The 12,221-nt window shown below is 66.8% G+C and carries 9 protein-coding genes; 4 read left to right on the forward strand and 5 right to left on the reverse strand.

Translation table 11 applies throughout. The features are described 5' to 3' along the window. Nucleotides 1–76 precede the first annotated feature (76 nt). Complete coding sequence (locus WCJ52_RS00400; RefSeq protein ID WP_336901305.1) at nucleotides 77–1,216, forward strand: zinc-binding dehydrogenase; 1,140 nt, start codon at nucleotides 77–79, stop codon at nucleotides 1,214–1,216. A 101-nt stretch (nucleotides 1,217–1,317) separates the two neighbouring features. Next, on the forward strand, nucleotides 1,318–2,490 hold the full coding sequence (locus tag WCJ52_RS00405; RefSeq protein ID WP_336901306.1) for an acetyl-CoA C-acyltransferase: 1,173 nt from the start codon (nucleotides 1,318–1,320) through the stop codon (nucleotides 2,488–2,490). Between the two features lie 60 nt (nucleotides 2,491–2,550). On the opposite strand, the gene WCJ52_RS00410 is transcribed toward WCJ52_RS00405, so the two are convergent. After that, complete coding sequence (locus tag WCJ52_RS00410; RefSeq protein ID WP_336901307.1) at nucleotides 2,551–3,738, reverse strand: CaiB/BaiF CoA-transferase family protein; 1,188 nt, start codon at nucleotides 3,736–3,738, stop codon at nucleotides 2,551–2,553. 130 nt (nucleotides 3,739–3,868) lie between these two features. Between WCJ52_RS00410 and WCJ52_RS00415 the strand changes: the two genes are divergently transcribed. Together WCJ52_RS00415 and WCJ52_RS00420 are read left to right on the forward strand one after the other, a co-directional pair. Continuing rightward, a complete protein-coding gene (locus tag WCJ52_RS00415) occupies nucleotides 3,869–5,110 on the forward strand; it encodes a TetR/AcrR family transcriptional regulator (RefSeq protein ID WP_336901308.1) in 1,242 nt (413 codons plus the stop codon). Between the two features lie 45 nt (nucleotides 5,111–5,155). After that, nucleotides 5,156–5,848 (forward strand): TetR/AcrR family transcriptional regulator, encoded by a 693-nt coding sequence (locus WCJ52_RS00420; RefSeq protein ID WP_336901309.1) that lies wholly within the window; start codon nucleotides 5,156–5,158, stop codon nucleotides 5,846–5,848. A 20-nt stretch (nucleotides 5,849–5,868) separates the two neighbouring features. Here the strand turns inward: WCJ52_RS00420 and WCJ52_RS00425 are convergent, their stop codons facing one another. The 4 genes from WCJ52_RS00425 to WCJ52_RS00440 all read right to left on the reverse strand — a co-directional run bounded on the left by WCJ52_RS00425 (nucleotide 5,869) and on the right by WCJ52_RS00440 (nucleotide 12,194). After that, entirely contained in the window at nucleotides 5,869–7,752 is a 1,884-nt protein-coding gene (locus WCJ52_RS00425) for an amidohydrolase (RefSeq protein WP_336901310.1), read from the reverse strand. 51 nt (nucleotides 7,753–7,803) lie between these two features. After that, nucleotides 7,804–9,345, reverse strand: coding sequence for a hypothetical protein (locus WCJ52_RS00430; RefSeq protein ID WP_336901311.1), 1,542 nt, complete (start codon nucleotides 9,343–9,345; stop codon nucleotides 7,804–7,806). A gap of 189 nt (nucleotides 9,346–9,534) precedes the next feature. Continuing rightward, the gene (locus WCJ52_RS00435) at nucleotides 9,535–11,172 is read right to left on the reverse strand and encodes an amidohydrolase family protein (RefSeq protein ID WP_336901312.1); all 1,638 of its coding nucleotides are present in this window, start codon (nucleotides 11,170–11,172) and stop codon (nucleotides 9,535–9,537) included. A 152-nt stretch (nucleotides 11,173–11,324) separates the two neighbouring features. Beyond that, a complete protein-coding gene (locus WCJ52_RS00440) occupies nucleotides 11,325–12,194 on the reverse strand; it encodes an SDR family oxidoreductase (RefSeq protein WP_336901313.1) in 870 nt (289 codons plus the stop codon). Nucleotides 12,195–12,221 lie beyond the last annotated feature (27 nt).

Consider the following 12,221-nt stretch of genomic DNA (forward strand, 5'->3'; position numbering starts at 1 on the left):
CCCCTATAGATCCTGGGTTGACATACCCCCCGCTCAAATGAGCGTTACTCCTCACCGTTTCCCGAGAGGCCAACACATGACCGCGTCCGTTCCCGACACCTTCCTCCAGCTGCGCTCCGAAGTCACCGCCGACGCCACCGAGCTCCGGCTCTCCCTGGCGCGGGTTCCGACGCCGAAGCCCGGGGACGGCGAGATCCTGGTCCGGGTGCGGGCAACGCCCATCAATCCCTCTGACCTCGGCCTGCTGGTCGGACCCGCTGACCTCGACCAGGCCAGCGTGTCGGGGTCGGGCGAGTCGGCCGTCCTGACGGCGCCGATCCCGCCGGCCCTGCGCCGGGCCGTGGCCGCCCGGGCTGGCGCTGCCCTGCCCGCCGGCAACGAGGGCGCAGGCGAGGTCGTGGCCGCCGGAGCCTCTCCCGAGGCCCAGGCCATGCTGGGCCGCACCGTCGCCATCCTGGGCGGTGAGATGTACGCCGAGTATCGCTGCGTGCGCGCCGCCGACGCCCTGCTCCTGCCCGAGGGCACCGACCCGCGGGACGGCGCTTCCTGCTTCGTGAACCCCCTCACCGCCCTGGGCATGGTCGAGACCATGAAGCTGGAAGGCCATTCCGGCCTGGTCCACACCGCTGCGGCCTCGAACCTGGGTCAGATGCTGAACCGCATCTGCCTGGAGGACGGCGTACCCCTGGTGAACATCGTACGCAGCCCCGCCCAGGCGAAGATCCTGAAGGACCAGGGGGCGAAGTTGGTCTGCGACTCTTCCCAGCCCGACTTCATGGAGAGCCTGGTGGCCGCCCTTACCGAAACGGGCTCCACCCTGGGCTTCGACGCGACCGGCGGTGGCAAGCTGGCTGGCCAGATCCTCACCGGCATGGAAATCGCCGCCAATGCCCGCAACCCGGCCAGCTTTTCGCGCTATGGCTCAACCACCCATAAGCAGGTCTACATCTATGGCGGCCTGGATACCGGGCCGACCGAATTCAACCGGGGCTTCGGCATGTCCTGGGGCCTGGGCGGCTGGCTCCTGACCCCCTTCCTGATGCGGGTCGGGAAGGAGGCCGCAGACAGCCTGCGCGCGCGCGTGGTGGCCGGCCTGAAGACCACCTTCGCCTCGGGCTACACCACTGAGGTCTCGCTCACCGACCTGCTCACCCCTGCAGCCGTCCAGGCCTGCAACCGCAAGGCGACCGGTGAGAAATTCCTCGTCCGGCCCTGAACCGGAAGGCCCCGGCGGAAGGGGTTTCCGCTGGGGGGATTCACATTGCCAAGGCCGACCTGCGCGGCCATAACCGATGAAACTAAAGGGAGGTCCTTTTCATGCGTGAAGCCGTAATCGTTTCCTATGCCCGCACAGGTCTGGCCAAGTCCGGCCGAGGCGGGTTCAACATGACGCCGCCAATGTCCATGGCGGCCCACGCGATCAAGCACGCGGTGGAAAAGTCGGGCGTCGAAAAAGACTTCGTTGAGGACTGCTTCCTCGGCAACAACGCCCACCTCTCGCCCAACATTGGCCGTCAGGCCGCCCTACTCGCCGGCATGCCGGTGACCACGGCGGGCGTGTCCGTCAACCGCTTCTGCTCGTCGGGCCTGCAGACCATCGCCATGGCCGCCAACCACATCCGTGGCGACGGCGCCGACTGCGTCGTGGCCGGCGGGGTGGAGAGCATCTCGGTCGGCGGCGGACGCCTGCCCGCCGAGTCCATGGACCCTGAACTGGCCAAGATCGCCCCGGCCATCTTCATGGCCATGATCGACACCGCCGACATCGTGGCCAAGCGCTACAATGTCAGCCGTGAGGCCCAGGACGAGTTCTCCCTGCGCTCTCAGGTCCGGATGGCCGCCGCCCAGCAGGCCAACCTGTTCGCCGACGAAATCGTCCCGATGAAGACCAAGATGAAGCAGGTCAACAAGGAGACGAAGGAAGAGACCATCGTCGACTACGTGGTGAACCGTGACGAGTGCAACCGCCCCGAGACCACCCTGGAGGGCCTCGCCAAGCTCCAGCCCGTCATGGGCGAGGGTAACTTCATCACCGCCGGCAACGCCTCCCAGCTGTCCGACGGCGCCGCCGCGGTCGTGCTGATGGAAGGCAAGGAAGCCGAGCGCCGGGGCCTTCAACCCCTCGGCCGCTTCGTCTCCTGGGCCGTCGCCGGCTGCGAGCCCGACGAAATGGGCATCGGTCCGGTCTTCGCCATTCCGAAGCTGCTGAAGCGGAACGGCCTGACGGTCGACGATATCGACCTGTGGGAACTGAACGAGGCCTTCGCCAGCCAGTGCCTCTACTGCCGCGACAACCTCGGCATTGATCCCGAAAAGTACAACGTGAACGGCGGCTCCATCGCCATCGGCCACCCCTTCGGCATGACCGGCGCCCGCCTCACGGGCCATGTCCTGCAGGAAGGCCGACGCCGCAAGGCCAAGTGGGCTGTGGTGACCATGTGCATCGGCGGCGGCCAGGGCGGCGCCGGCCTGTTCGAAGTCTACAACTGATACAGCGCGCCCCCGCCTTCGGGTGGGGGCTGACGCCTCAGCGCCTGTCGTGGCCCGTGCTCACCCGAGCCGGGCCATGACTTTTTGGATCACCTCTTCTGCAACTCCGGCCTCGGCCAGGACCTCCCGGGTGTGTTCGCCCAGCTTCGGCGCCCCACGGGTGACCTCCGGCGCGCCCTCGGGGAAGCGGCCCGGTGCCGCCGGCGAGGCCATCCGCCCGCCCCAGCCATCTGACACCTCCACCGCGCAGCCGGTGGCCAGGTACTGCTCGCTCCCCACCACCTCCGACAGGCTCTGCAGGGGTGCCCAGGCCAGGTCCGCCTCGGTCAGGATCACCGCCGCCTCGGCCAGGGTCATGCGCAAAAAAGCCGCCTCCGCCCGGGCGCGGATCTCGCGGACGATGTCGAGGTCGGGGGTCGGCAGGGCGTAACGGGGATCGCCGATGATCTCCGGATGGCCCAGCACCCTCATCAGGGTCGGGTAACAGGTCGGGCCCTTGAGCACGAAGGTGATCCAGCGGTCATCCAGGGTGCGGAAATAGATTCCCGAGATCGGATGGGGGCGCAGGTTCCGGGGCTGGGTGGTGGGCGCCTCGCCGAAGCGCAGCTGGGTGGCCATGTCCCAGCCCAGGGCGTAGGAGGCCGTGCGCAGGAGGGAGCACTCCACCAGCCGTCCGCGGCCCGTCGCGTGGCGCTCATGCAGGGCCGCCAGGACCGAGGACAGGGTGGCCAGGGCGGTGGTGTGGTCGCCAAAACCCGGCCGGCAGGCGAAGGGCTCCTGGTCCGGGGGGATGTGCGAGCGGCCGACCCCACTCTTGGTCCAGAAGACGGTGATGTCGAAGGCCGGCAGGTCGACGTCCGGCCCCTCCAGTCCCACCCCCGAGACGCTGGCGTAGATCAGCCGGGGGAAGGCGGCGTGCAGGGCGTCATAGTCCAGGCGCGCGCGCTTCAGGGCGCCGGGTCGCACGTTGGTGATGAAGACGTCGGCGTCCCTCAGTATGGCGAGCAGGGCCTCCCGGCCCTCGGGCGAGGCGATGTCGAGGGCCACGCCGCGCTTGCCTCGGTTCTCCATGGTGAAGATGGGATTGCCGGGGGTCTCGGGGCTCTCCGGGAAGAAGGTGCGGGTGGCGTCTCCTCCCAGGGACTCCACCTTGATCACATCGGCGCCCCAGTCGGCCATGATGGCGGCGCAGCCCGGCGCGGCGATCCAGGTGGCCAGCTCGACGACCTTCAGTCCTTGCAGAAGCATGGTTTCCCCCCGTGGCGTCTGTGCGCCTCCAGACCCTGAGATTGGCCCTGATTGACCGGCCTCACAAGCCGCTCTATCCCCAAGACACAGCCTGCCGACGCCGATCCGGCACCTGGCGCGGAGCCACCCGATGACCACCGAAGATCCCGCCGTCGAGGCGCCCCCCGCCGTCGCCGTTACCCGGACCCCCAGCCGGCGCTACATGGCCCGGCGCGAGGCCATCATCGCCTCGGCAGTCCGCGAGATGAACCGCCATGGCGTGCGGGGCATGACCCTGGGCGATGTCGCCGCCCGCCTGAACCTCGTGCCCACCGGGGTCATCTACTATTTCCGCAACAAGGAGGAACTGGCGGTAGCGGCCTTCGAGCGCAGCATAGCCAGGCTCCAGGCCCTGGCCGAGGCGGCCCGGGCACACGACACCGAACGGGAGCGTGTCGAGGCCTTTATTCACCTGTTCATCAGCCTCCATCAGCATATCGAACTGGGCGAGGGCGAGCCCCTGACCGTCTTGAACGATGTCAGGGCCCTGAACTGCGAGAGCGTAAACCAGGCCTATATCGAACTGTTCCGGACGGTCCGGTCGCTCCTGGACCGCAGGGACAACCGCAGCCGGTCCGACCTCAATGGCCGCACCCACTTTCTCCTCAGCGCCCTGACCTTCGTCAATGCCTGGATCTACACCTGGCGGGTCGACGACTATCCGCGCATCGCCGTGCGGATCACCTCCATCCTGCTGGATGGGATACCCGGGGCCGGCAAGCTGCTGGGACCGCGGCGCCTAGACCTGCAACTGGTGGGGGAAGAGATCGACGAGGGCTCGGCCGAGCATTTCCTCCGCGCCGCCACCCAGTTGATCAATGACGAGGGCTACCACGGCGCCTCGGTCGACCGGATCTCGTCGAAGCTCAACGTCACCAAGGGCGCCTTCTACCACTACAACGCCACCAAGGATGACCTGGTGGTCGCCTGCTTCCAGCGCACCTTCGACGTGCTCTGGCGGGCCATCGACGCCGCGGAAGCCAGCGGTGGAAACGGGTTGGAAGTGATCCATTCCCTGCTGCAAGCCGTACTCGAACTCCAGGTGGGGCCCGCCCCCCTGCTGCGGACCAGCGCCCTGACAACGGTTCCGGAGGAAATCCGGGCCGACCTGATGTTCCGGCTGCGGCAGATCTCGATCCGCCTGGGCTCCATGCTTTGCGACGGCATAGCCGACGGTTCGGTCCGGCCCCTGGACACCAGCATTACAGCCCAGATCCTGACCGCAGGGATCAACGCCGCCTCCGAACTGGTGTGGTGGCAGCCCGGCGAGGCCCCCGAAGTCAGCGCCCGCCTGTTCGCCGACGCCATGGTGCGCGGCGTGCTCTGTGACTGAAGCCCTGTCAGCGCTTCAGTCAGGGACGTGGACAGGAGCGAACGGATGAACCCCCGTCCACTTCCGGCAGGGAGGACCTCCTACAGCACGCGTCGGACCCCCCAGCAGGCCCGGGGCCAGGAGACCTACGAGCGCATTCTGGTCACTGCGGAAAAGGTTCTGGTCCGGGAGGGATTCAAGGCCTTCACCACTGTGAAAATCGCCGAGGAAGCCAGGATCAACGTCGCCACCCTCTATCGCTATTTCAGCGACAAGCAGGAAATCCTGGTGGCAATGTTCGAGCGGCTCAATGCCGAACGCGAAGCGACGTCCCGGGACATCGTCGAGGCCATGCACCGGGGCGTACCCTGGAGGGATGCCCTCGAAGAGGGGTTCCGCAACCTGGTGGATATCCGCCGCCAGAACCCCGGCATGGCCGCACTGTCCCTCGCCATGAGCGCCACGCCGAGCCTGGCGGGCCTCCTGCGGCGCTTCAGGCAGTCAAACGCCCGGATCATATCCGAAGCCCTTTCCGAGATTGCAGGGCTGGACCCGGACACAGCAATGATCGTCGCCCAGTGCGCCATTGAGGCGCACGCCTCCCTGCTCGACATGTGGCTGCTGGACTATGGCCGCCAGGAAGAGCGGATCGTCGAGGAAACCCAGCGCATGCTCTTCGCCTACCTGGCCCTGTACTTCGATCGACCCGGCCCAAAGGCGGGCCCGGCCGCCGGGGTCAGTGCCCCGCCCCAGGGTTAATGGCGAGGCACCCCGATGCCTCAGTCCCTGCCGTTCGCCTCGACAAGCGCAGCGAGTGTCCGACGGTCCTGCTCCGTCAGCATAGGCCCAACCGAGGCATGGGGATGAGCGTCATCCCCACTGAAGGCTGTGGGGAGCTGGGCGGTCTTCGCGGGTCCGGCAGCCGGACGGGTATAGACGACCTTGCCCTCCTTGAGGGTCTGCATGACCGTGATGTCCTTGATGGCCATCGGGGCCACCTTCACAGGGTTGGCACTGAGGATCACGAGGTCAGCGAGTTTTCCGGCCTCGAGCGTGCCCTTCGTCTTCTCCTCCCGGTACTGGTAGGCGCCATTGATGGTGATGGCCCGCATGGCAGCGTAGGGGGTCACCCTCTCGTCCGCGACGAGGATATCGCCTGAACGGGTCTGGCGGTTGACGACGTTCCAGGCGGCATAGATGAGGCTGGGGCTCACGCCGGCGGGCCAGTCGGTGTTGATCGTCCAGTTGACTCCCAAACGCTCGGCGGAGTTGGCAGGCCCGACCCAGGCCAGCCGATCCGGACCGATCAGATCCCGGATGTAGTCTCCCATGGGGTAGATACCGGCCGCGGTGAAGCTGACCGTCCCGTTGAGGGCCTTGACCCGCTTCAGTTGGTCGGGGCGCAGGAACTGCGCATGCTGGACGATCGGCCGGTCATCACCCAGGCCCTTTTCCCGGGCTGTCGCCTCGGCGGCGACCAGTAACTGCTCAATCGCCTCGTCACCGATGGCGTGGGCGGCGATCTGGCGGTTGGTCTTCCAGTATCTGTCGAGGGCGGCGACCAGTTGATCCTGGGGATCGACCCGCATGCCGCGGTAGTCCGCAGCGGTGACGCCCGGCGGGTTCTTGGCGAAGGGGCGGGACAGGAAGGCTGTGTCGACGCTGCCGTCCATCCAGAACTTGATGCCTGCCAGACGAACCCGGTTGATGTAGCGCTTGTCGAGATCCGGGCGGGCGGTCAGGAGGTCGGCGCTCGTATCTCCGTTGGGGTTCGTGCGGCTCTTCTGGATCTGGTAGGCGGAGTCGATGATCCGCTCGGAGGCTGAGGCCTTTGCGAACATGACAAGGTCGATGGGCAGGAGCTTCTCGTTGATGATCGTCGTGACGATCGGAATGTCATCACCGCTCAACCCGAGCCCCAGTTCGCTCGCCGTGGTCATCCCGTTCTCGACCCAGAGCTGAGAGGCCCGCTGGACCCCCTTGCGGGTCTGGGCATCTGTCAGGGGCTTGCGGGTCGCAAGGATCGCCATCCACGCTGTCTCGGCGGCATGGCCTTCGAGCTCGCGCCCTCCTGGGAGGCGGTCGAAAAAGCCGCCATCCGGGTCGGGGGTGTCGGCGCCCAGCTTCAATTCCTTCATCAGGGCGGTGTTGAAGACACCATGATGGCCGGACCCGTCGGAGATCGTGATTGGCCGGGTGGCGCTCACCGTATCCAGCTCGGCCCGCGTCGGGTGCCGCTTCTCGGCCATTTGCTCGGCCCGGTAACCCATCCCGACGATCCTTTCGCCCTCAGGCGTCTCCGCGGCGTGCGCCTTCAGGCGGGCCAGCAGTTCGGGAATGTTCGCCACACCGGCAAGATCGGCATCGAGCATGGTGTGGGTGGCGTAGATCAGGTGGCCGTGGGCGTCGATGAACCCCGGCATCAGGGTGGCCCCTGCGAGGTTGACCTGGCGGGCATCCCTTCCAGCAGCGCGCAGGGCACCTGATTTCTGGCCGACATAGAGGATCTTGCCGTCCTTCTCGACCAGGGCTTCGACAAACTCAGGGGTCGGCCCCTTCATGGTGAGGATGTCGCCGCCGCTGTAGACGGTGGCCGGTGCCGCTATGGCCGCGGTGCTGAGCAGGAGGCTGGCGATGAACCCTGCGGTGGACGCGACTCTCATTTGCAGTCTCCGTTCTCGATTGTGACCTGCCCGCGGCTGGGGCGGAGGGAGTTAGAAGCGTAGTTCTGACGACAGCATGAAGGCGAAGCCGTCGTTGTCGACATAGATGGGGCGGCCCAGGGGGTCGAAGCCGGCGAGCAGGGCGGTCTGGCGCCAGGTCGCCTCAAACCCGAGGGTCGTCATCGGGCTGGGGTCCCAGAAGAGATTTGCGAAGGCAGTCTCGTTGGCGCCGATGCCAGGTCCATCGCCCTTGTCCGGTCGGTCGATGCCGTAGCCCAGGTGGGAATGCAGCTTGGGCGTCCAGTAATAGGCCGCCTCACCCCAGTAGCCATCACTGGAGATCGGCGCGCGCTCGGTGGCGTTCACGGTCTGGAAGGCGGTGGCGAGATAGGCCCCGAGCGCCTTCCCGCTGTAGACTTCGCCCTGGACGCCAAACCTGTCGGTGAGCCTCCAGGAACCCTCGACGGCGACGCCGCTCAGGGTGGTGGTGTAGGAACCGATGTCGGTGACATTGGGGTCAGGGTTCCGGTCATAGAGGGTCCGGAATCGGCCGTTGGCTCCGGACAGGCCCAGCACATACTTGGGCCAGGGCAGGGTGGCCTCGCGGTCGTTTCCACGGGTCCAGGCGATCCTGCCTTCGAGGTTGGGAACACCCGTGTTCTCCGTCGAGTCGACGAAGCCGGGCTTGATATTGCTGGGCAGGGCGTCGGCGATGGCGCCCTGGATCACAAGCCGGTCGGTCCCCTTGACGAAGAACCGCTCCACCCGGAGTTGCGGCTTGAAGGAGTTGCCCGCATTGCCGGAGCCGGCGAAGGCCGACATGCGGTCGACCATGGTCGGCATCATCGGGCTGAACACGTCCTGCTGAAGGCCGGCGGCAAACCGCCACTTGTCGCTGGTCGCGTCGATGTAGGCGAAGCCGGGATACAGACCGTACTTTCCGGACAGGAGGTCGCCATCGAACAGGTAGGCGTAAATCATGCCCCCAAGCTGGAAATCCCCCTGCTGGGCACCCTTGATGCTGATGAGCAGGGACGACAGTCGCGCGTCAATCTTGGTCGTTCCATCCGGAACCCCCGGGATCTTCGGAAGAACGAAGAAGGGTGTGGCGTCGGGCTGCATCCGGGCGGTGGTGGTGGTGACCGTCGTTCGAAGCGCACCCGCCAGGGTCACGTCGAGGCCGGCGAAGCGGGTCCCGACCGGCCCCGGGCGCGCCGGCTCGGGGTCGTTGCCGCCATTAGGGCCACCCTTCGCTTCCATCAGGGCCAGCTGGTCTATAGCCTCCGCCTCCGCCTTCGCCACCGCGGTGCCTGAAGCCAGGGCCGCGCCCGCCACCGGGGCGGTGACGACCGCTGCGGTCGCAGGTGCAGGCGGCCCGATCCGAGCCGCCAGATCGCGGAGCAGGCGCTCCTGCTGCTGCAGCCGGGCTTCCTGACTTTCGATGACCGCCTGCTGGCGCTCAAGCTGCTCTCTGAGCTTCTGTACCTGGGGATCCTCGGCTGCGGAGGCCCCTGCAGCGGTGAGGACAATGAGGCTGGCCGCCGTTGCGGCCAAGACCTGGGCCGGAACCAGGCTGCGACGGGGATGGATCACGACTGCGCCCAAGGGTTCGAGGGAAGTCCAGTCTAGGAAAACGTCCCGCGTTAATGCAAATGTTTATTGGCGTTCTGGACCGGTGCTGTCCCCGAAGACCCAAAAAAATGCGCCGGAGCGGGGATCCGCTCCGGCGCAGGTTCAGCTTCAAGAGGAGTAATGGTGAAGCTGGGTTGGAAGACCTAGGCCTCAGTGCACCCGGCGCAGGACCTCACCGGCGCGGTCGCCCGTATGCAGATCGTTCTCGATGTTGACGCAGCCGTTCACGACGGTGGCCCGGTAGCCGCGGGCGCGCTGGATGTAGCGGGGGGCACCGCCCGGGAAGTCGTTGACGATCTGCGGCTGGAGGCTGCTCAGTTGCGCCAGGTCGATGACGTTGATGTCCGCCCGCTTGCCGGCGGCCAGGACGCCCCGATCCGACAGGCCAAGCACCCGGGCCGGCGCTGAGGTGATCCGGCGGACCCCCTCCTCGACCGAATACACGCCCCGGTCACGTACCCAGTAGGACATGACGAAGGTCGACCAGTCGGCGTCCATGATCTGCGAGACGTGGGCACCGGCGTCCCCCAGGCTGGGCAGGACGTTGCGGTTGGAGATCATGTCGCCCAGTTCGTCCAGGTTTTGGCAGAACATGCGAAGGTTGAAGAGGGCCTTGCCTTCGGTCTCCAGGGCCCGGTCGAGGAAGATCTCGACAAAGCTCTTGCCCGTTGCCTCCATGGTCCGACGGAGGTTCTGGTCGACATCCTGACCGTGGTCGGGGCTGTCACCGGATCCGAGGTCATAGATCGTCGAGAGCTCCTTCCAGTCGTCGGTCCTGCGACCCTCAGCGGTGAGAGCTTCGCGGGTCGCCGGATCGCGGATGGCCTCGAGGCGTCCGGCCAGGTCCAGCTTGCGGATTTGGCTCCAGGTCTCGCCGCGGAAAGGCAGCTGGGACTGCAGGCCGAACATGAAGCCAGTACCGCGAACCTGGACGATGGCGGTCATGTCCCGTTCGCCGATCATCTTGTCGAGGAAGTCGGAGCTGCCGCGTCCCGAACCCTTCTGGGCACCGACGCCCCAGCTGAACAGGACCCGGGCATCCGTATCGCCCATGGCCTGCAGGACCTCGGGCGAAGCGCCCACCAACTGCATCAGTCCGCCCCGGGCGCCGACCGTCCGGGCGATGGCGACCAGCTCGGAGACATCTGCGAAGGTACCGGGGATGGACCGGCCGTCGGGCGCCTTGTGGGGCTCGTAACGGTTGGTGGAGAAGCCAATGGCGCCGCGGTCCATGGCCTCGGCCACGATGGCGCACATCTGGTCCAGTTCCTCGGGCGTTGCCTGTTCCGCGAACGACCGGTCACCCATGACCGAGTATCGGACAGCGCAATGTCCGATCAGGCCCGCGACGTTGATGCCGGGACGGATGCCGTCCAGGGCGTCGAGATAGCCGCCATAGTCCTCCCAGGTCCAGGGCAGGCCCGACAGGATGGCCTCGCGGGGGATGTCCTCCACCGTCTCCATCATCGCCGCCAGCAGGGGCCGGTCCGCGGGCTTGCAGGGGGCGAAGGTCAGGCCGCAGTTGCCGAGAAGCGCGGTGGTCACGCCGTGCCAGCTGACCGGCGTCAGGTCCGGATCCCATCCGATCTGGGCATCGAGGTGGGTATGGAGGTCGACGAAGCCCGGGGTGACCAGCAGGCCGTCAGCGTCAATCTCGCGCCGGCCACGTGCCTCAATCTTGCCGATGGCCGTGATCAGGCCCCCGTCGATGGCGATGTCCGCCGTCCGCGCCGCCGCACCCGTGCCGTCCACAACGGAACCGCCCCGGATCACCAGATCATGGCTCATGACTTAACTCTCCAGACTTGCTCTACCCGACTTGCTCAGATTGCAGCGCGGACCCTGAAAAGGAACCACGAACCCAAGCGAAGCCTATCTCACATGAGATACCGATCACTCAAACTTTCATGGAATCCCCGCGGCGTCAACCGGGGACGCGCCTAGCCTGCGGCGCGGGCCTGGGCGACGAGATCCGCCATGCCGTGCTCATAGGCCGCTTCCGGATGGGCACGGACCGCCCTGTCGAGGGCGACCGCGTCGGGACCGACCAGGATCCGCCAGCGCTCCTCCCGGACCCCGTCCAGGATGATTTTCGCCGCCTCTGGGGGCGGCAGACCATTGTCCCGGAAGGCCTCGCCCATGGCCCTGGCCTCGGCGGTCGCGCCCTCAGGCGGCGCGAACTCGGACATGGAGTTGATGGCGATATTGGTGCCGATATGGCCGGGCATGACCACGCTGGCCTTTACGTGTGGGGCATTGTTGCGGAAGTCGTTGATGAGGGCCTCGGTGAAGCCCTTCACGGCGAACTTGGCGGCGGAATAGGCCGTATGCGCCGTCTGCGGGCCGAGTGAGGCCCAGAAGCCATTGACCGACGAGACGTTGATCATGTGCGCCTCGGGGGCCTTCAGCAGCATCGGCAGGAAGGCCCGGGCGTTGTAGTAGACCCCGTACCAGCACACCGCGAAGGTTCGCTCCCACTGGTCCCGGGGGGTATTGATGAAGCTGCCGCCCCCGCCGATGCCGGCGTTGTTGAACAGCAGGTGCACGTGGTCGGTCTCGTGCTGCTCGCCGGTGTGATCGCGGAAGGCCAGGGTTTCCTTCTCCTGGGCCACATCGGCCACGAAGGTGGTGATCCTGACCCCCTGGACGGCGGTCTTCTCGGCGATGCGGACCGTCTCCAGCATGTCGGCCTCGCGGATGTCGCACATGGCCACGCTGCAGCCCTCGGCGGTCAGGGCCTGCACCAGGGCCCGGCCGATACCGCTGCCGCCGCCGGTCACCACCGCGATCTTGCCGCTGAAGTCCTTCATCGTATTCCTCCCTGCAGACCCGGTGCG

It is taken from the genome of Phenylobacterium sp. (assembly GCF_037138395.1).
GTDB lineage: Bacteria > Pseudomonadota > Alphaproteobacteria > Caulobacterales > Caulobacteraceae > Phenylobacterium.

Excerpts from the sequence above, each read along its gene's own strand:
- WCJ52_RS00415 (WP_336901308.1), top strand. The coding sequence starts at position 3,869 with ATGACCACCGAAGATCCCGCCGTCGAGGCGCCCCCCGCCGTCGCCGTT.
- WCJ52_RS00425 (WP_336901310.1), bottom strand. The coding sequence starts at position 7,752 with ATGAGAGTCGCGTCCACCGCAGGGTTCATCGCCAGCCTCCTGCTCAGC.
- WCJ52_RS00410 (WP_336901307.1), bottom strand. The coding sequence starts at position 3,738 with ATGCTTCTGCAAGGACTGAAGGTCGTCGAGCTGGCCACCTGGATCGCC.
- WCJ52_RS00435 (WP_336901312.1), bottom strand. The coding sequence starts at position 11,172 with ATGAGCCATGATCTGGTGATCCGGGGCGGTTCCGTTGTGGACGGCACG.
- WCJ52_RS00400 (WP_336901305.1), top strand. The coding sequence starts at position 77 with ATGACCGCGTCCGTTCCCGACACCTTCCTCCAGCTGCGCTCCGAAGTC.
- WCJ52_RS00440 (WP_336901313.1), bottom strand. The coding sequence starts at position 12,194 with ATGAAGGACTTCAGCGGCAAGATCGCGGTGGTGACCGGCGGCGGCAGC.
- WCJ52_RS00420 (WP_336901309.1), top strand. The coding sequence starts at position 5,156 with ATGAACCCCCGTCCACTTCCGGCAGGGAGGACCTCCTACAGCACGCGT.
- WCJ52_RS00405 (WP_336901306.1), top strand. The coding sequence starts at position 1,318 with ATGCGTGAAGCCGTAATCGTTTCCTATGCCCGCACAGGTCTGGCCAAG.